Genomic DNA, 19209 nt, shown 5'->3' on the forward strand with positions numbered 1-19209 from the left:
GTTCGACGCGAAGCGTTGGTTCTCGGGGGTTGTTCAAATCCCACCCTTGGCTTTCTATCTGCGCCAATTCGGTGCGGAGAACGCTCGACTTTTGTGAAATTTATCGACGCTCGAAGCAACCCCTTCCCAATCGAGATAGAAATCGTTTCGGCGATTTCCTTCGAAGCGAGTCGCTACGTTCGTTTTTGCCAACGTTACACTACCAAAGCAAGTTATTACCTAGCACAAGAGGGTGTGAATATTTACCAACAATTGAAAAATAAACTACGAGATGGGAGATAAAATTTGGCAGTTGGACAGGCGGACGATGCTCGGAGCGACTGGAACCGTCGGCGCGAACGCGATGTTCGGCGATACCGCGCTGGCAAATCGAACGGGGGTCGACGATGAAACGGGAGAATCGGGGTGCTCCGCCGTGGGGCGGTTACTCGAAAGCGCATCCGAGAAGTTCCCCGGCGGTATCGTCTCCGTGTACGCGAAGGAGGCCGGAGCGGACGGCGACGTCCTCGCAAGTCATCAGGCGGACACGGTGGTCAAACCGGCATCGAACACGAAACTGCTCACCACCGCATTGGCGTTCGAACATATGGGACCGGACGAACGGTTCGAGACCAGTGTCGTCGGCGACGGGTCGATAACCGGGAATCAACTCCACGGCGACCTCGTGCTACGCGGCACCGGTGACGTGTTGTCCACCGCCGACCTCGAACGATTGGCGGAACAGGTCGCGGAGAACGGAGTACGGACGGTTCACGGCGACCTCGTGGCCGACATCACCGCGTTCGACACCTCTGGGTACGGCCCCGTCTTTTCGGTTCGCGGCCCCGGGTACCCCGAGGGATGGACGTGGGAGGACCCGCAGTACTCTTACGGCGCACCGAGTTCGACGCTCGCGCTCCACTGGAACAAGGTGTCCCTCACCGCCAAGCGAACCGAGAACGGCATCGACCTCGCCGTCGAACCCGACTCGGAGTTCGTCACCGTCGAATCGCACCTCTCCACGGCACCCGAAGGGGCGAACGGCTATTTCTACACCTATCTCGACCGGGTGAACGGCACCATCTACGCCATCGGCGAACTGCCGCCGGGATACGAGGAGACGGAACTGGCACCCGTGATGCGACCCGACGAACACGCGACCGCGGTGTTCAGGGACCGCCTCGCGGACGCAGGCGTCTCCGTCAAAGGTGATGTCGTCCTCCAAACGGAACCCACGGAGCGGGAGGCGGCGTTCGAGACGAGCATCGAATCCGAACCGCTCCGCGAGACGACAGGTCCGATGCTGTTGTACTCGAACAACGTCGATGCCGACCAACTCGCATTGATGACGGCCCGCCGTGCGCTCGATGACGGGTCGTTCGACGCGTGGACGGAGCTAACCGGCGCCTACTTCGAGAGCTTGGGTTCTCCCGCAACCGTTTTCCGGGACGGCTCCGGGCTCTCGCAGTTCAACCTCGTTTCGGCGGCGGACATGGTTTCCCTGCTCGAATGGATACGGAAGAAGCCGTGGTCGGAGACGCTCATCGGGTCGCTTCCGACGCCGGGCGAGGGGACGCTCGCGTATCGGTTGCGGGACGTGGACGTTCCGGTTCACGCGAAGACGGGAACGGTTCGCGGAACACGTGCGCTTTCGGGTGTCATCGAGCGGCCGACGGACCCGGACGTACTGTTCTCTATCCTCATGTCGAACGTGACCGTCGGACTCGGCGATGCTCGCAACTATCAGGACGATTTGGTTCGTGCGCTCATCGACGCGTAACCGTTGTCGACGACGAATTCGGTGACCGGTATGCCCGGATTTACGGGGACTAATTCCGACTGTGCGTCTCACGACACGACCGCCCGTGGACATGATTAGCGACCGCTTAACGCCGAATTCCGCATTGTGAACTGTTGCTCGCCGTTCCTGCCAACACAATTATCGGACGGTTTTATACTGCCTCCGAGCCTGTTCCTTCTCCATGAGTCGCACCCAGAGTGTCCCCCTCTGGATGGCGTCGCCCGAGGAGTTCCAGAGTACGCTCAAGATGGTACTCAGTACGGCGTACAAAAACGACCGCCGGTTCGACCGAGCATGGACGTTTCGCTATCCCGACGACACACCGGATTTGATGGCGGAGATAACCCACCTCGAAAAGGGTGGGACGAAAGAGATAACGAACCCTCCCCAGCCGACGAAGCCGCCCGAGCAGGCCGTTCTCAAGGACTTCCGCGACGTGCTCGGCGACCTCTTGTTGAAGGGGTACCGTCGAGGGATCGACTTCGACCGAGCGTGGACGTTCCGCTACCCGGACGCCGAGCACCCCGACCTGATGGTCGAAGTGACCTACCTCGAAGAGCAGATCGACTGACCCGAAAATTTTGTTCGAGAACCGCGTAGCGGGGATATGGAGTTCAGCGTGATTCAGGGCGATATCGCCACACAGCGTGCTGACGTGCTCGTCAACGCCGCGGGAACCAGCCTCCGGATGGGCAGCGGCGTCGCCGGGGCGCTCCGCCGTGGCGCGAACGGGCCGATAAACGAAGAAGCGATGGAGAGGGGACCGGTCGAACTCGGTTCCGTCGCGGTCACCGACGCCTACGAACTCGACGCCGAGTTCGTCGTTCACGCGGCGGCCATGCCACACTACGGGGACGGACGGGCGACGCCCGGGAGCGTTCGAGACGCGACCCGAAACGCGCTCCGCGAAGCCGACGAGCGGGGAGCGGGGTCAGTGGTGCTTCCCGCGCTCGGATGCGGTATCGCGGGATTCGACCTCCGAGAGGGTGGTCGAATCATCTGCGAGGAAATTCACCGCTTCGACCCCGAGTCCCTCGAAGACGCGCGCCTCATCGCCTACAGCGACGAGGAGTACGAAACGCTCCGTGAGGTTGCCGCCGCTGTCCGCTCGGGCTAACCAGCAGGATTATGATTCGTGGCTGAAAAGAACCGACCGATGACCGCGTTCAGCTACCACGACGACGAGATATTGGTGACGACGAGCCACACCGTTCCGGGACGGGAAATCACGGGCCACCACGGCGTGGTCGTCGCCGACGTGACGCCGGGACGAAACATCGGGAAGGACATCGCCGGTGGGTTGCGCGACATCGTTGGCGGACGCTCCAAATCGTGGGAGAAGACCCTCGAAGAGAATCAGGAAACTGCCCTCGACGAACTCGTCGAGGAGGCAAAATCGGTCGGCGCGGACGCGGTAGTCGCGGTGGACATCACCGACGAATCCCTCGGCGGACAGGGCGGAATGATGAACATCAAGGCGTTCGGAACCGCGGTTTCGATTCGCTGAGATTGCTTAAGAGCCGTTTAAATCTACGTCCTCACCCGCGTCCCCTCCCCCGATTTCGATAGTTGCGGCGGTTTCTATCGCCTCCAGGCCGTCGAGTTCGCACAGGTCGGCCACGGCGGGTTCCGGGAGGGTGGCGCGAAGCGTCTCGAATTCGAGTTCCTCGAGGACCTCGCCGCCGAGGTCTTCGACGCGGGCGGTGGTCGTTTCTACGCTCGCATCGGCGAGTCGGAGGAGAAGCGTGGCCGACTCGTCGGACATCGGGTCGTCGCGCATGGCACGGACGGGGTGTGAAAGGTACGTCATTCGAGGGTTTCGAGGAGTTCGTCCGCGTGTCCGTCCGGCGAGACGTCCTCGAAGACGGCTTCGACGGTCCCGTCTGGAGCGACGACGACCGTGTTTCGAAACACGCCGTCGAAGGTCTTTCCGAACATGTTCTTTTCGCCGTAGGAGTCGTAGGCGCTCGCAACCTCGCCGGACTCGTCGCTGAGGAGGTCGAACGGCAGGTCGTATTTGTCTCGGAATTTCACGAGGTCGGATACCGGGTCGTCGCTGATTCCGAGGACCGGAACGCCGCGCGCCTCGAATTCGTCCCACGAATCGCGGAAGCCACAGGCTTCGGTGGTGCAGCCGGGCGTGTCCGCCCGGGGGTAGAAGTAGACGACGACCGTGGTATCGAAGTCGGCGAGCGAGACTGTCTCGCCGTCTTGGTTCGGCAGTTCGAACGGAGGTGCCGGTTGGCCGGGTTCGAGCATGGGATGGCTTCGGAGCGAGCGACCAACTGCGTTGCGGTGTCACTCGCCGACGACGACGAACGTTCGTCCGCCCTTGCGTTCGAGGTGGACGGAACCTTCCTCGGCCGAGGTACGAACGTACGCGGCGACTTCGCTGGCTGACAACCCGGAGACGTCTGCCGAATTCCACGGTCGCACTGTCGACTCCTGCGCGCTCATTTCGACGTTCATGTCCGAATGTTGTCCGGTCAGATAATGAAGGCAAGCCTAGCGCAGTGAAAGTGAACGTGAAGCGATTCCGGAGTTAGGCGGCGAGCGTCAGCGCTTCGCCGTCTTGGCGGACGAGTCCGCGCTCTCGAAGCGTTCGAATGATGGTGTACAGCGTGATTTTCGGCAGGTCGAGACCCGTCTGGAGTTCGTCGAGCGTCGCCCCGCCCGTCGTCGCGAGCGAGAGATAGACCAGTTTGGCGCGCGGCGAATCCAGTTCGTCCGGCAACGGTGCGAGAGGCGTTGTTTGAACACTCATGTTGGTATGCTGGTCCAGACATTCGACGATAATAAAATTACCCTACGACAATCGTCGAAATCTGTCGGAGTCGTCGTTTATTGGAGAGGTATTCTCACCGAGGTAAACTGCCGGTGATTTTATGTAACGAGCCGTGGTAGGCGTGGGCAATGAGTCCAGCGCGGGACGATTCTGACCCGGAGGGCCGAAAGGTCATCTCTCCCGAAGAACTCGACATCGAGGACAGCGAGAACGTCGTCACGCTGGACGATGGCCGGTTCGTCATCGGCGCGTCCGGGAGGCCGTCCGTGCCCGACGACCCGGAGGCAGTGACGACCGGCGAACCGACCGCCGACGCGAATCCCGGTGTCGAACCTGCGCCCCCAGAGAAATCGCCGTCATCGACGGACTCCCCGCCCGCCATCGACCCGGCGTCGGCACCGGACACTCCGAGTCAATCCGCGCCATCGGACGGGGAATCCCACATCGATTCCCAAGACGTCCGCGAATGGCTCGAAGACGACGTTGGCGACGTGGCGTCCAGATACGGGTTTCACATCACGGCGAAGGCCGAGGACGAAATCAACCATCAGCGGATGTTTTCGGACGACATTGGGACCGTCTTCGACAGCCTTCTCATGTGGTACGCCCAGCAGGTCGAACCGAGCATGCCCGTCGAGGACGTGCTCGGCATTCTCATGATGGAGTCGAACGTTCGCGTCCGTTACCCGTCGCGGTGTTTCCGTGGTGTTCTCGGAACGTACGACTTATCACCCGACGATAGCATCGCCGACCTGTTTCGAGCGATGCAGGACGCGAACGGCATCGTCTTTCCCCCGGAAAACGGCTAGCGATTATCCGCCGTGATAGTCGGGAGTAGGTTTTATGTATTGCCGTTCGATGTATTCGGTAACTGACTATGAGCGTTCAGAAACAGAATCCGTCGGCCGGGGAAACCCAAGTCGTGGAATTTCGACTCGGCGAAGACGTGTGCGCCATCGATATCGAGCAGGTAGACAGCATCGTCGAGGTGAAAAAGGTCACGCGCATTCCCCGGACACAGGATTCCATCGAGGGGGTCATGGACCTCCGCGGCGAGACGACGGCCATCATCGACCCCAAGGAGTTCCTCAGCGTCGCCTCCGACGAGCGAGGGAACGACGTTCTCGTTCTGGACCGTCCCGACGACAAACAGAAAATCGGGATTCGGGTGGACGAGGTGCTCGACGTGACGACCCACGCCCCGGAGCACATCGACACCAGCGACGAACTGGAGAACCTCGACACCCGCGGCATCCGCGACCAAATCGCACAGGGAATCATCAAGCGACCCGACGACGAAAACGGTCTCGACCTCATCATCTGGGTCGATATTGACAAAATGATTACTAGCCTGAGTTAAGAATCTCGATAAATCATCAACTGTGATAATCACAGGGGAGCATTTATTTTGCCCGCTTTCAAAAGCTCTCGATAGTGAAAATTGAATGGTGAATGACGTACTAATTGTCGACGACTCGGAATTTATGCGGAATCTACTGCGCGAGATTCTGGAGGAGAATTTCGAAATCGCCGACGAAGCCGAGAACGGCGTCGAAGCGATAGAACTGTACAAGGAAAAGCAACCGGACTTCGTGATGATGGACATCGTGATGCCGATTCGAGACGGCATCGACGCGACGGCCGAAATCAAGCAGTTCGATTCGAGCGCGAACATCATCATGTGTACGAGTATCGGACAGGAAGAGAAGATGAAGAAGGCGATCAAAGCTGGTGCCGACGGATACATCACGAAGCCGTTTCAGAAGCCCAGCGTGATGGAAGCCATCAACGACGTTATCTCAGCATGACGCGGGCGGTCGTCGTCGACGACTCGCATTTCATGCGCACCGTTATCACCGACGTTCTCGAATCGGGCGATATCGACGTGGTTGCACAGGCGACGAACGGGAGGGAGGCGGTCGAAGTCGTCGCCGAACAGGAACCCGACGTCGTGACGATGGACGTGGAGATGCCGACGATGAACGGCATCGAAGCGGTCGAGGAGATAATGGAAACGACGCCGACCCCGGTTCTCATGCTGTCCGCACACACCGAAGACGGCGCGGAAGCGACGTTCGAAGCCATCGACCGGGGGGCCATCGACGTCCTGGCGAAACCCGGCGGCGAGGTTTCGACCCGGATTTCGGCCCACAGAGACGACCTCATCGAGAAGGTTCGGTCGGTCGCGCGCGCTGACGTCACCGTCAGCGCACCGGACAATTCGACGGCGACTCCGGTGGAACCCGACGACACGTACGTCGAGAACGCGACCATCATCATCGGCGCATCGACCGGCGGGCCGCGAGTCGTCGAGAGCGTTCTCGCCGGGTTGCCGCGGTCCGCTCAGCTTCGTGTTCTCATCGTTCAACACATGCCCGACAGCTTCACCGCTCGGTTCGCAAAACGACTCGACGACCGAACCGAGTACGACGTGAAAGAAGCGTCGGACGGCGACAGAATCGGTGCGGGACAGGCGCTCGTCGCACGGGGGGACTACCACATGGAAGTCTCGAACTACGCGAAAGGGCGAATCCGTGTTCGACTCACACAGAACGAGGTACGACACGGCGTTCGCCCGGCCATCGACGTGACGATGGAGACGGCCGCCGAGACGATTACCGATCCGCTCACCGCGGTCGTTCTCACCGGAATGGGTGCGGACGGTGCGGTCGGCGTGGAGGCGATAAAGAACGCCGGAGGACGAACCATCGCGCAGAACGAAGCGACCTGTTCGGTGTTCGGAATCCCGGCACGGGCCATCGAAACCGGTTGTGTCGACGACGTGCTTCCCGCCGACGAGGTTGCCCAGGGGATACTTTCGACCGTACGAAAACCGACGTGATTCGATATGGATGAATACATACAGGACTTCATTCGTGAAAGCGAAGAGAACATAACGGAACTGAACAACTCGCTGCTCGAACTGGAGAATGACCCGAACGACGCGGAAGCGATGGATTCCATCTTCCGGACGGCGCACACGCTGAAAGGGAATTTCGCGGCGATGGGATTCCAGAACGGAAGCAACCTCGCACACGCCATCGAGGACCTGTTGGACGAGATTCGACAGGGGCGGATGGACGTCACGCCGGAGATAATGGACCACGTGTTCGCTGGCGTGGACAAAATCGAGCTGATACTCGCCGAAATCGAAGAGCACGGCGAGTCGAAAACCGACCCGAGCGCGACCATCGAGGACATCCGAAACACGTTGGAAACGGCAGACGAAGCGCCGGACGACGACGAGACGGCGACCGAGACGACGGCCGCCGAAGCGGCGCTCTCGCGGCTCGATGACCCCTCGGCGCTCGCCGACGTGGACGTCGTGTTCCACGCCGACGTGGAGATGCGCGACTCGCAGATGAAAGGCGTCGACGCGATGTTCGTGCTCGGCGAGGTGACGGAGCAACTCGAGCTCCTCGGTGCGGTTCCGTCCGTCGAAGCCATCAACGACGGTGACTACGACGACGGCTTCGACCTGTTCGTCACGGGTGGCGACGAGGAGAAAGCTAACGAAGTCGTCAACGGCGTCGGAAAGGTGGAAGCCGCCACCATCTCGGACGTGACCGACGACATCCCGGATGCGATTTCCGAGGCGGACGGAGCGGACGACGCCGATGAAACGGCGGATTCGGTCAGCGAATCCACGTCGGACCCCGACTCTGCCGACGATTCGGATGCGTCGGACGGTTCGAACGAATCTGATGCATCGAACGAATCCGACGCGTCCTCGGAAGCGGATACATCGACCACCAAAACGCAAGTGGACGAAATCCAGTCGATTCGCGTCGGCGTAGACCAGTTGGACGACCTCCACGGGTTGGTCGAACAACTCGTCACCAGCCGCATCAAACTCCGTCGATCGGTCGAACAGAGCGAACTCGGGAGCGCCTCGGACAATCTGGACGAACTCGACAAGATAACGACCAGCCTGCAGGATACGGTCATGGACATGCGGCTCGTGCCGCTCAAGAAAATCGTGGACAAGTTCCCGCGGTTGGTCCGGGACCTCGCACGCACGCAGGAGAAGGAGATCGACTTCGAGATGGAGGGGAAGAACATCGAACTCGACCGCACCATCCTGAACGAGATCAGCGACCCGCTCATGCACCTGCTTCGCAACGCGGTCGACCACGGCATCGAGACGCCGGACGAGCGTGAAGCGAACGGAAAGCCGCGGACCGGGACGGTTCATCTGCGCGGTAAACGGGAGCGCGACCGCGTTACCATCGAAGTGTCGGACGACGGCGCCGGTATCGACGCGGATGCCGTCCGAACGAAGGCGGTGAGCAAGGGAATCATGTCGCGCCAAGAAGCCGACGAGCTCTCGGACGAGGAGGTGTACGAACTCATCTTCCACGCCGGATTCTCGACGACCGACGAAATCACCGATGTGAGCGGTCGCGGCGTCGGCATGGACGTGGTGAGAAACACCATCAAACGGCTCGACGGCGACATCAGCGTCGAGAGCGAACTCGGGGACGGCACGACGATAAGCCTCTCGCTCCCCGTTACGGTCGCCATCGTCAAGGTGTTGTTCGTGGAGTCAGGCGAGGAGGAGTACGGAATCCCCATCAAGAACGTGGACGAGATACGGCGGATGGGCGAAGTACAACACATCGAAGGCGAGGAGGTCATCACCCACGACGATACGGTATATCCGCTCATTCGACTCGGGCGGGCGCTCGACGTTCCCGGCGAGACCAAAAACGGGGACGGCATGCTCGTCCGCGTCAACGAGTCGGAGAGACAGGTGGCGATTCATTGCGATGCGGTGAGCAGACAGGAGGAAGTCGTCGTCAAACCGTTCGAGGGAATCCTGTCCGGCATTCCGGGCCTCTCGGGCGCGGCGGTGCTCGGCGAAGGTGACGTGGTGACCATCCTCGACGTGGAGAGTCTTTAATGAGCTTGCAGATTGACATTCGGAAGTTGAGCCTGTTCAACAAGATGGCAAAGCAGGGTGCGAACACGGTGGCGAACCATCTCAGTCAGATGACGGGGATGGAGACGGAGATGGAGATAACGAAGACGAACTTCATCGACATCCGCGACGTTCGCGCCCACATGGGCCACGAGAAACAGGTCGGCATCCACATCGAACTGGTCGAACAGCCCTACGGCTACATCCTGTTTCTCTTCTCCGTGGGAAGCGCAAAACAGCTTGCACACGGCATGATGGGAGGAATGGGAGAACCCGCGAAGAAGGGGTTCAGCGACATGGAGAAGTCCGCCGTTCAGGAGATCGGCAACATCATGACCAGCGGATTTATCGACGGGTGGGCGAACGTTCTCCAGACGACTATCGACTTTTCGACGCCGAAGTTCACCTACGGCCCGGCCAGCCGCACGGTCGAGGCGCTCGTCGGGCACCGCGACGACGACGTGGCGATGGTGCTCGACTCGCGTGTCCGAGTTCCCGACTCGAACGTCGAGGTGAAGGTGTACACGTTCCCCGAACTGGAGGACTTGGTTCGGATGATGCGGAAGATAGAGGTCTGAGATGGAAGTGGACATCCGAAAGCTCGAAGCGGCAAACAGAATGGCACACGAGGGGGCGGAACGCGCGGCGTCGCACCTGTCCGCGATGACCGACATCGAGACGTCCGTGGACGTGACGCGAACGCACGTTCGCTCGGATGCGACTGCGCTGGAACGTCAACAGTGTGTCGGCGTCGTCATCGAATTGGACGGCGGGCTACGTGGGCGCACCGCGTTTACGTTTCCCGCGGAAGCCGTCGAACGCGTGCGCGACGTTCTCGCGCCCGGAATGGAGGATATGGACGAGAGTCTGGTTCGAGAGCTCGGGAACGTGATGGCGGGTGGGTTCGTCGACGGATGGGCGGACTACCTCGGAACCACCATCGACATCTCGCCGCCGACGTACGTGGACGGCGACCCGACGCTTCTCTTCGACGATGCGGACGAGACGTTCGTTTTCGCGAGTTCTATCGGGGCCGTGGACGAGTCCATCTCGTTCAGCGTCCACCTCTCGCCCGAAGTCGGGGAGTACGGCGAACTCCTCGGGGACGACGGGGAGACGGTCTCCGTCGAAGACCTCTCTCATTTCGACGAGATGACACGGGGAGGTGCGACGACGGTCGCCGAGAACATCACCGCCATGACCGGCATCGAGACGACGGTCGAAATCACGCACGTCAGTTTCGTTCCGGTCGAAGAGGTCCCGGAAGCGTTGGGTGACACGACGTACGTCGGCGTTGTCATCGAACTCGAAACGTCCCCCGGCGGATTCGTTCTGATTCTGTTCGACGAAACGTCGGCGCGCGACATCTCCGGTGCGCTGCTCCCCGGCGATGAATGCATTTCGGACGGCGAGTTGAGCGAAACGGAGCAAAATGCCATCCAGGAACTCGGAAACATCATGGCGAGCAGCTTCATCGATGGGTGGGCGAACGCGCTCGAAACGACCATCGACATCTCGCCGCCGACGTTCGCCCACGACATGGGCAGCGCGATTGCGGACCCGTTGGTCGCCCAACTCGGCCAGAAACAGGAGTTCGCGTTCGTTTCCGATGCGACCATCCGTGCCGCCAAGACGCCGTTCGACTGCTCGTTGTACGTGCTTCCCGACGAATCCGAACTCCGGGAAGTCCTCTCGTCGCTCGACGCCGACGCGACGTCGGAACGGAAAACGAACGCGGGACGATTATGAAGGTGTATCGTAGCGACTCGAAGCGTGGGGGGAGTGGACCGATAAAAGTCGGCGTGGCGGAGTACGCCGTGACGGAAGCGGAAACACGACTGACGACGACCGGACTCGGCTCCTGTCTCGGAATCGCACTGTCCGAGCCGACCAGCGGAGTTGCGGGACTCGCCCACGCAATGCTCCCGTCCACGGCCGACTCGGACGGTAACGAAGCCAAGTTCGTAGACACGGCTATCAACGGAATGCTCACAGAGATGGAAGACGCGGGTGCAAACATGGAGACGGTCGAAGCGAAAATAGCGGGCGGAAGCAACATGCTCGAACTATCGGGTATTGGAAGCGATGTCGGGACGCGAAACGTCGAAGCGGCCGAGGCGTTGCTGGCCGATGAAAGAATCCCGATAGTCGGCGAAGATACCGGCGGGGACTACGGACGCTCGCTCGAATTCGACACGAGGACGTCGGTGCTCGTCGTGAAGAGCGCCCACCGAGGGGTGAAGCGAATTTGAGTTCGTTCGACACGTTGCTGTCGTTCATCGAATCGGAACTCGGGTTTGCGACGAGCCATTACGACACCTCGTATCTCGACAGACGGGTTTCTTCCCGGATGCGCCGGACCGACGTCGAGGAGTACGAACAGTATCGGGCGCTACTTGCGGACGACCCGGACGAGCGGGATGCGCTCCTCGATGCGCTTTCGGTCAACGTGACGAGCTTCCTCCGGAACCCGGACGTCTGGGAGGAAATCCGCGACGTCTTGCGTTCGCTCGCGGACTCACATCGGCAGGTGAAACTCTGGAGCGCGGCGTGTTCCGACGGACGGGAACCGTACTCGTTGGCGCTGCTCGCGCTCGTGGATTCCGATATCGATGCGACGAAAGTGCGAATAACGGCGACCGACATCGACCGAGAGGTGCTGGCGAAGGCACGGAACGGGGTATATCGGAGCACTCGGACGACCGACATCGCCGAACAGCTCGAACCGCTGGACGGGTACGAGCAGTACGTCGAACGGGACGGGAACGAGTTTCGCGTGTCGAGTCGCGTAAAACGACTGGTCGATTTCGAGCGTCACGACCTGATCCACGGCAGCTCGAAGTCGGATTTCGATTTCGTGTCCTGTCGGAACCTGTTCATCTACATCAACGCCGAGCACAAACTGCCGATGCTCCGAACCATCACGAACTCGCTTCGAACCGGCGGCTACCTCGTCATCGGAAAGACGGAGACACTACCGGAAGTATTGAAAGAAGAATATGAACCCGTGGACAAACGTCTCAGAATATATCAGAAATTATAGTCCCGAACCGACAACTAAAGACACTTAAGACGATTTTATACCGGGTCATGGGACGAATACGACGAACTCGGTCTTTTAAATGTGTGATTTTCTTCATAGTATCAAATGTGATAACTCAGGCAGAAGATTAATGTGGTGACGTTCGGTGGTGTCCATAATGAAACTTATAACTCTTGCTCCCCACTTCGCTCCGCTCCTGAGCGGGTCGGTTGCCATGGGTGCCATGGGAATCATGGACTTCATGGAGGACGACGAGAGTGCCGAGTCGGAGTCGGGCGGTGATGACCTGTTCGATGATGACCTCGGTGGCGACGACTTCGGCGACTTAGATGACGGCATGGACGGCGGTATGGACGATTGGGGTGGTGACGGTGACGACGGGTTCGGAGACATGGGCGGTGGCGGGTCGACCCAAGAACTCGAAAATCGTCTCCAGGATCTCGAAAACGAGGTCGGCGACATCGCGTCCACCGTCAGCACCGTCCGGAGCGAAAACGAACAGATAAGCGAGAAAGTGGACGACGTGGAGGAGAACGTCCGCAAACTGCTCGAAATCTACGAGATGGTCACGCGCGGTGTCAATCCCTTCGTGGACGACGTGCCGAACGGCGGCCTCGGCGGTGACGCGTTCGGCGGCGGTGAGTCCGGCGGCTTCGGTCTGTTCGACGAAGAGGAAGAAGAAGAGGACGATGATCTGGACGATGACATCGCCGATGCCGACGCGGACAGTTTCTTCGACGACAGCTTCGACGACATCGAAGACGAGGAGATGGACGACATCGGCATGGATGACATGGAAATGGACGATATGGGGATGGAGGAAGAAGAAGGCGACGGACAAGCGGGTGGTTCGACGTTCCAAGAACTCAAAGAGGAGTACGAATCCGGCGAGGCGGACTGGGCGGAGGAAGCCGATGCCGAACCCGACGACGCAGCGGAATCGGACATCGAGTTCGACGTCGAACCCGAACCGGCGCCGGAAGAGGAAGCGGCACTGGAGACGGCGCCGGAACCCGAGACGGGCGACTTCGAGTTCGAAGAACCCGCTCAGACCAACGAATCCCAAGCGGCGGAGACGACCGTGGAGATGCGAAACGGCATGCAAAAGCCGTATCTCGCCACCCTTCCCGCGGGGTACATCGTCGATCTCGTCGTGATGGAGTGGTTGGAGTTCCTCGTCGAGGAGTTCGGGTCCGAAGACGCCGTTCGAACCATCGCCTACTACGAGGACATCGACTGGATAAGCGAACCTGTTAAAGAGCAACTACTCGCGTTCGTTCGCGGGATTGCTGACGTGACGGATGTCGATACCGACGCGACTCCTGCCACTCTCGGCGTGGACGACCACATCCGGAGTCTCACCTTCATGAGCCAACTCACCGGAGACGCAATCGAGCAGAAAGTCGTCGACCACTGTGCACAGATACGGGGAGAGGGCCATGGGCTTCAGCGTTAGTGGTTCCACGGCCATCATTTTCCTGGCAATGTTCATCAGCTTCGGAATGATCTACTCGGCCGCCTACAACGGGTTCGAGCGGATCAACGATGCTCGAACAGACCACTCTGAGAACGTGCTCGACCAACAGAACACCGCACTGAATATCACAACAGTGAACTATTCGGCAGGATACCTGAACATTACTGTGAACAATACCGGTTCGACCACGCTGGATATCAACGACACTGACGTGTTGGTCGATGGCGTCTACCCCGATTCGGGGGCCATCGTGGCACGCGACGTTAACGGTGTCAACGATACGGAACTGTGGCTTCCCGGTGAGACCCTCCACTACCGAATCAACGTTTCGACGGGTCCAACCCGAGTGAAAGTCGTAACTGGACCAGGGCTCGCCGATACGGAGGCGGTCTGAGTGGCGAGTGTCTCCACGTCCCACCTCATCCTGTTCATCGCGAGCCTCATCATCGCGGCGAGCGTCGCGGGAACCTTCACGACGGGAATTCAGCGACTGTCGGGAGCGTTGGGCGACAGAAGCTACGACGTCAGTCACGACGTTCGGACGGACATCGAAATAATCAGCGACCCTGGAAGCGGCGCAGTTTATAATGCCAGCGGAAATGAAAATATTACCGTTCTAGTGAAGAATACAGGGGCAGAGAATTTAAAAGGGTCAAGCGACCAAATTGATATACTACTGGACGGGAAGTATCAATCGAATGTCTCGGTCCAAGTCGTAGATGGAAGCGACTGGGACGTTGGAAATGTGCTACGAGTTACAATCGGAAACGACGCGCCAATGGCGCCCAACGAGGACCATCGTGTGAAGATGGTCGTCAACGGCGACTCGGAGGTGTTGGAGTTTAGAACATGAGTTCAAATAATCTCTACTCGCTCGGCCTGCAAGACCACGACCGTCTGAACAACGAACTCGGCGGTGGAATCCCACGCGGCTCTATCGTGCTCATCGAAGGCGACTACGGTGCCGGAAAGAGCGCCATGAGCCAGCGGTTCAGCTACGGATTATGTGAGACGGACCACAGCGTAACGCTGCTCTCGACGGAGCTAACGATTCGTGGGTTTATCGACCAGATGCACTCGCTTTCCTACGGCGTCGAAGAACACCTGCTGAACGAGCGGCTGTTGTTCCTCCACGCCGACGTGGACTCCGGCACTCGTCAGATCACCGCACCCACGGACGACGCTGACGACGGCCAGCGAAAGGAACTCCTAAATCGTCTGATGCAGGCGGAGGCGATGTGGAAGGCCGATGTCGTCATCATCGACACGTTCGATGCGATTCTCCGCAACGACCCGACCTTCGAGGCGTTGGTTCGCCAGAACGAGGAACGACAGGCGGCGCTCGAAATCATCTCGTTCTTCCGAGACCTCGTGACGCAAGGGAAAGTTGTCGTCCTGACGGTCGACCCATCGACGGTCGACGAGGATGCCATCGGCCCGTTCCGTGCCATCGCGGACGTGTTCATGGAGCTGCAGATGGTCGAAGTCGGAAACGACGTCCGTCGGAACATCTCCGTGAAGCGGTTCGCCGGAATGGGTGAACAGGTGGGTGACAGCATCGGGTACTCGGTTCGCGCCGACGCTGGTATCGTCATCGAGAGCCGTAGCGTCGCCTAAAAATGACCGAACACGGGACCACCCAAATCGAAGGCGAACTCCGCGAGGTCGCCATGCGCCGCCCACACCTCCGCGACTACTTGAAGCGCTTCAAGCAGTTTACGGGTGAGTTCCCGAAACTCATCGAAGAGCCGTCGGGAGAGTGGGAGGCGGATAAACCGAACGTCATCTACTCGGCGGGCGGTCCCATCTACTGCCACATCTACGGCGACATCGGTCGGGATACGAAATACTACGCCATCGAACCGGACCTGAGCGACACCGAACAGGAGTTGTTCTGGAACGTTCGGAGCAAAATTTTGGAAAAGAGCGTCACCAAACCCGCCCCCGAGAGCGAGTCCGAGTACGACGACAGAATCGAGGAACTCCTGCAGGATACGGTTCGAATCGGCGAGGGAAACGACAGCATCTCGGCGCGCATCGGGAACTTCTCGCCGAAGAGCCTTCAGAAACGGATTCAAAGCGTCTCCCCCCAAGACCTCGCACGGCGAGTCAGTAGCATCTCCTACGGGGACGTACGGGCGGGCATCCAGTTGCTGCGCGAAAACGACGTCGTAGAGGAGCTAATGAGCTTCTCCGGCGTCGGGAGGTACCAGGTTTCGGATCAAACGTACGAGAACATCCGCTATCGGCTGAATCGGGATATCGTTGGGTTCGGACCGTTGGAACCCATCATGCGCGACCCGTCGAACGAGGACATTCACGTCATCGGCCCGCACGAGACGTACGTGGACCACGGCACCTACGGCATGCTCGGGACCACCGTGGACTTCGGAACGAACGACCGGTTCGACAACTGGCTCCGAAACATGGGCGAGCGAATCGGTGACCCCGTGTCCGACTCCGACCCCATCGTCGACTCGACGCTCCCCGACGGGTCGCGTATCAACATCATCTACAGCGACGACGTGAGTATCAAGGGGCCGAGCCTCACCATCCGTCAGAGCGAAGGGACGCCCCTCTCGGTCGCACAGATTACGAAGTGGGGCACGCTGTCGCCGCAACTCGCCGCGTATCTCTGGCTCTGTCTGGAGAACGAACAGACGGTGTTCGTCGTCGGGGAAACGGCGTCGGGAAAGACGACGACGCTCAACTGCGTCCTGTCGTTTATCCCCCGCGACAGTAAGATATACACCGCGGAGGACACCGCCGAAGTCCTGCCGCCACACAACACGTGGCAGCAACTCCTCACGCGCGAGGGGAAAAGCGAAGCCAGTGCCGACGTGGACATGTTCGACCTCGTAGCGGCCGCGCTTCGTTCTCGCCCCGACTACATCATCGTCGGGGAGGTTCGTGGTGCCGAGGGACGCATGGCGTTTCAGGCGGCACAGACCGGTCACCCGGTGATGCTCACCTTCCACGCGAGCGACATCGTTTCCATGATTCAGCGGTTTACCGGCGACCCCATCAACGTCCCGGAGACATTCATGGACAACGCCGACGTGGCGCTGTTCCAGAACCGGGTCAAGCAGGGCGATAAGGTCCTGCGCCGCGTGACGAGCGTGCAGGAAATCGAGGGGTATTCGAAGGACATGGGCGGCGTGGTGACGCGCCAAGCGTTCTACTGGGACCCCGTTGAGGACGAAATCGTCTTCCAGGGGATGAACAACTCCTACGTACTGGAAGAACAGATAGCGACGCTCCTCGGTTACAAGAACACCCGCGACATCTACCAAGACCTCGATTTCCGGGCGCAGATTATGGAGCGGATGATAGAAGAAAACATCCTCGGCTACCACGAGGTGAACGAAGTCATCGAGGCCTTCCAGCGCGATGGCGTCGATGGGCTTCCGTTCAACGTTCATCGGTCGATCTGATATGGCAGAGGCAGAAGCACAGCAAACGGATGCGAAACAGCTCCTGAGCGCTGCCGCTTCCTCGACCATCGAAGCGTACCACCAGATGGAGATGCCGATGGTGCGGTACGTTGGGCTGGTCATCGTTCCGTCGATACTGTTCTTCTTCATCAGCCTCGTCGTCGTCTTTTCGGTCGATTTGCCGTTCCTCGTCGCATTGCCGGTGCCGCTGCTCGGAGCGCTCGCCCTGACGACGGCGATTATCTACCCGAAGCTACTCCGGGACCGCCGTCGCAAGCAGATAGAAGATCGGTTGCACCTGTTCATCACGCACATGACCGTCCTCTCGACGGCGAACATGGACCGCGTGCAGGTGTTTCGAATCCTCTCGGAGGAGGCGGAGTACAAGGAACTCGCGTTGGAGATGCAACGTATCGTCCAACTCGTCGATACGTGGAACCAGAGCTTGGACGACGCCCTGCAGATTCGGGCGAAGAAAGTGCCGAGCAAGCCGCTTTCCGACTTCTTCGACCGCCTCGCGTACACCATCGGTTCCGGCGGTGAGATTCAGGACTTCCTCCTCTCCGAACAGGACGTGGTGATTCAGAACTACGTCACCATCTACGAGGGCTCGTTGCGGAATCTCGAAGTGATGAAGGACCTCTATCTGTCGATGATTCTCTCCGTCACCTTCGCGCTCGTGTTCGCGACGGTGCTCCCCATCCTCACGGGGACGAATCCGACGATGACGGTCGGTGCGGTCGTCGTCATGTTCGCGTTCGTCCAGATGGGGTTTCTGTTCATGATACAGACGACGGCACCGTACGACCCGGTCTGGTATCACCCGGAGGAGAAGGGACGGACGGACTCCGAACGAAAAGTTCGAATCAGCGTCATCGTCGGCATCGTGTTGACCGTGATCGCTATCGTCATCTGCCTGCTCGTCCTGCTCGGCCGCACCTCCGTCGATCCCAGTTCGATACCGCTTCCCATCTTCGCGGCACTACCTACGACGCCGCTCGTGCTACCCGGACTGGTGGTCCGCCGGGAAGAGGGCAAGGTGAAAGAGCGGGACGACGAGTTCACGAACTTCATCCGCGCGCTCGGCGCGAGCGAGACGGCGAAACAGAGCACTACCTCGCGCGTGCTCAAAACCCTTCGAACGAAGGATTTCGGCGCGCTGTCCGACGACATCGACGACCTGTACAAGCGGCTTAGCATGCGAATCGAATCGAAACTCGCGTGGCGACATTTCACCGCCGACGCCCGCTCGTATCTCATCCAGAAGTTCAGCGAGATGTATCTCATCGGCAGGCAGATGGGTGGCGAACCGAAGCACCTCGGCGAACTCATCAGCGGAAACATGAACGAGGTCATGCAGTTGCGCGAGCAGCGCGAACAGTCCACGATGACGCTCATCGGCGTCCTCTACGGTATCACCGCCGCCTCGACGTTCGCGTTCTTCATCGGGCTCGAAATCGTCAATATCCTCTCGGGGATGTCCATCGGGCTGAACACGCCGCAGTTCAACTTCGGGACGCTGATTCACACCGGTGTGTACAACAACATCATGATAGAGTACCTCCTCGTCATCATCATCCTCCTAAACTCGGTACTCTCCTCGCTCATGATACGAATCGTCGATGGCGGTCACAAGGTGAACGCCTACATGCATTTCGTCCTGCTGACGTGGGTCAGCGGGGTCGTCGCGTGGATCACTCGTATCGTCGTCGGAACGTTCTTGAACGTATGAGATAGTTACTTATGAGTTTAGCACACAGAACACGAAA

23 protein-coding genes are annotated in these 19209 nt (G+C 59.6%); 19 read left to right on the top strand and 4 right to left on the bottom strand.

What is annotated here, in order from left to right:
- Positions 1 to 271: 271 nt before the first annotated feature.
- From dacB to OPC11_RS01910, 4 genes are all read left to right on the top strand, one after another.
- A complete protein-coding gene (gene dacB / locus OPC11_RS01895) occupies positions 272 to 1759 on the top strand; it encodes a D-alanyl-D-alanine carboxypeptidase/D-alanyl-D-alanine-endopeptidase (RefSeq protein WP_264780845.1) in 1488 nt (495 codons plus the stop codon).
- Positions 1760 to 1961: 202 nt separating this feature from the next.
- Positions 1962 to 2351 carry a hypothetical protein gene (locus OPC11_RS01900; protein WP_232423723.1) on the top strand — a complete coding sequence of 130 codons (390 nt, stop codon included), beginning with the start codon at positions 1962 to 1964 and terminating at the stop codon, positions 2349 to 2351.
- Between the two features lie 36 nt (positions 2352 to 2387).
- Entirely contained in the window at positions 2388 to 2897 is a 510-nt protein-coding gene (locus OPC11_RS01905; protein WP_264780846.1) for a macro domain-containing protein, read from the top strand.
- 39 nt (positions 2898 to 2936) lie between these two features.
- Positions 2937 to 3287 carry a YbjQ family protein gene (locus OPC11_RS01910; RefSeq protein WP_007977439.1) on the top strand — a complete coding sequence of 117 codons (351 nt, stop codon included), beginning with the start codon at positions 2937 to 2939 and terminating at the stop codon, positions 3285 to 3287.
- Positions 3288 to 3293: 6 nt separating this feature from the next.
- Here the strand turns inward: OPC11_RS01910 and OPC11_RS01915 are convergent, their stop codons facing one another.
- The 4 genes from OPC11_RS01915 to OPC11_RS01930 all read right to left on the bottom strand — a co-directional run bounded on the left by OPC11_RS01915 (position 3294) and on the right by OPC11_RS01930 (position 4544).
- The gene (locus tag OPC11_RS01915; RefSeq protein ID WP_264780847.1) at positions 3294 to 3590 is read right to left on the bottom strand and encodes a hypothetical protein; all 297 of its coding nucleotides are present in this window, start codon (positions 3588 to 3590) and stop codon (positions 3294 to 3296) included.
- The gene (gene bcp, locus OPC11_RS01920; protein WP_007977447.1) at positions 3587 to 4039 is read right to left on the bottom strand and encodes a thioredoxin-dependent thiol peroxidase; all 453 of its coding nucleotides are present in this window, start codon (positions 4037 to 4039) and stop codon (positions 3587 to 3589) included. Before bcp ends, OPC11_RS01915 begins: the two co-directional genes overlap by 4 nt.
- A 39-nt stretch (positions 4040 to 4078) precedes the next feature.
- On the bottom strand, positions 4079 to 4249 hold the full coding sequence (locus OPC11_RS01925) for a hypothetical protein (protein WP_264780848.1): 171 nt from the start codon (positions 4247 to 4249) through the stop codon (positions 4079 to 4081).
- Positions 4250 to 4322: 73 nt separating this feature from the next.
- Positions 4323 to 4544, bottom strand: coding sequence for a helix-turn-helix domain-containing protein (locus tag OPC11_RS01930; RefSeq protein WP_018128750.1), 222 nt, complete (start codon positions 4542 to 4544; stop codon positions 4323 to 4325).
- A gap of 149 nt (positions 4545 to 4693) precedes the next feature.
- Between OPC11_RS01930 and OPC11_RS01935 the strand changes: the two genes are divergently transcribed.
- The 15 genes from OPC11_RS01935 (at position 4694) to flaJ (ending at position 19172) form a co-directional block, all read left to right on the top strand.
- On the top strand, positions 4694 to 5374 hold the full coding sequence (locus OPC11_RS01935) for a hypothetical protein (RefSeq protein ID WP_264780849.1): 681 nt from the start codon (positions 4694 to 4696) through the stop codon (positions 5372 to 5374).
- A 68-nt stretch (positions 5375 to 5442) separates the two neighbouring features.
- Complete coding sequence (locus tag OPC11_RS01940; RefSeq protein WP_007977455.1) at positions 5443 to 5925, top strand: chemotaxis protein CheW; 483 nt, start codon at positions 5443 to 5445, stop codon at positions 5923 to 5925.
- Positions 5926 to 6010: 85 nt separating this feature from the next.
- Positions 6011 to 6373, top strand: a complete 363-nt coding sequence (cheY, locus tag OPC11_RS01945; protein ID WP_007977457.1) for a chemotaxis protein CheY — start codon at positions 6011 to 6013, stop codon at positions 6371 to 6373.
- The gene (gene cheB, locus OPC11_RS01950) at positions 6370 to 7407 is read left to right on the top strand and encodes a chemotaxis-specific protein-glutamate methyltransferase CheB (RefSeq protein WP_264780850.1); all 1038 of its coding nucleotides are present in this window, start codon (positions 6370 to 6372) and stop codon (positions 7405 to 7407) included. Before cheY ends, cheB begins: the two co-directional genes overlap by 4 nt.
- A gap of 6 nt (positions 7408 to 7413) precedes the next feature.
- Complete coding sequence (gene cheA, locus OPC11_RS01955; RefSeq protein ID WP_264780851.1) at positions 7414 to 9468, top strand: chemotaxis protein CheA; 2055 nt, start codon at positions 7414 to 7416, stop codon at positions 9466 to 9468.
- A complete protein-coding gene (locus OPC11_RS01960; RefSeq protein WP_007977466.1) occupies positions 9468 to 10064 on the top strand; it encodes a chemotaxis protein CheC in 597 nt (198 codons plus the stop codon). The genes cheA and OPC11_RS01960 overlap by 1 nt, the downstream gene beginning before the upstream one ends.
- Position 10065: 1 nt before the next feature.
- A complete protein-coding gene (locus OPC11_RS01965) occupies positions 10066 to 11235 on the top strand; it encodes a chemotaxis protein CheC (protein ID WP_264780852.1) in 1170 nt (389 codons plus the stop codon).
- Positions 11232 to 11738, top strand: coding sequence for a chemotaxis protein CheD (locus OPC11_RS01970; protein WP_264780853.1), 507 nt, complete (start codon positions 11232 to 11234; stop codon positions 11736 to 11738). Before OPC11_RS01965 ends, OPC11_RS01970 begins: the two co-directional genes overlap by 4 nt.
- Entirely contained in the window at positions 11735 to 12529 is a 795-nt protein-coding gene (locus OPC11_RS01975; RefSeq protein ID WP_264780854.1) for a protein-glutamate O-methyltransferase CheR, read from the top strand. Before OPC11_RS01970 ends, OPC11_RS01975 begins: the two co-directional genes overlap by 4 nt.
- Positions 12530 to 12686: 157 nt before the next feature.
- Positions 12687 to 13985 carry a FlaD/FlaE family flagellar protein gene (locus OPC11_RS01980; protein ID WP_264780855.1) on the top strand — a complete coding sequence of 433 codons (1299 nt, stop codon included), beginning with the start codon at positions 12687 to 12689 and terminating at the stop codon, positions 13983 to 13985.
- On the top strand, positions 13969 to 14400 hold the full coding sequence (locus OPC11_RS01985) for a fla cluster protein flaF (protein WP_007977476.1): 432 nt from the start codon (positions 13969 to 13971) through the stop codon (positions 14398 to 14400). The genes OPC11_RS01980 and OPC11_RS01985 overlap by 17 nt, the downstream gene beginning before the upstream one ends.
- The gene (locus OPC11_RS01990; RefSeq protein ID WP_007977478.1) at positions 14401 to 14859 is read left to right on the top strand and encodes a fla cluster protein flaG; all 459 of its coding nucleotides are present in this window, start codon (positions 14401 to 14403) and stop codon (positions 14857 to 14859) included. It abuts the gene before it with no gap.
- Entirely contained in the window at positions 14856 to 15623 is a 768-nt protein-coding gene (locus OPC11_RS01995; protein ID WP_007977479.1) for an ATPase domain-containing protein, read from the top strand. The genes OPC11_RS01990 and OPC11_RS01995 overlap by 4 nt, the downstream gene beginning before the upstream one ends.
- Positions 15624 to 15625: 2 nt before the next feature.
- On the top strand, positions 15626 to 17440 hold the full coding sequence (locus OPC11_RS02000; protein WP_007977480.1) for a type II/IV secretion system ATPase subunit: 1815 nt from the start codon (positions 15626 to 15628) through the stop codon (positions 17438 to 17440).
- Between the two features lies 1 nt (position 17441).
- The gene (gene flaJ, locus OPC11_RS02005; RefSeq protein WP_264780856.1) at positions 17442 to 19172 is read left to right on the top strand and encodes an archaellar assembly protein FlaJ; all 1731 of its coding nucleotides are present in this window, start codon (positions 17442 to 17444) and stop codon (positions 19170 to 19172) included.
- The last annotated feature ends 37 nt before the right edge of the window (positions 19173 to 19209 follow it).

Origin of the sequence: Haladaptatus sp. T7 (assembly GCF_026008575.1) — an archaeon.
GTDB lineage: Archaea > Halobacteriota > Halobacteria > Halobacteriales > Haladaptataceae > Haladaptatus > Haladaptatus paucihalophilus.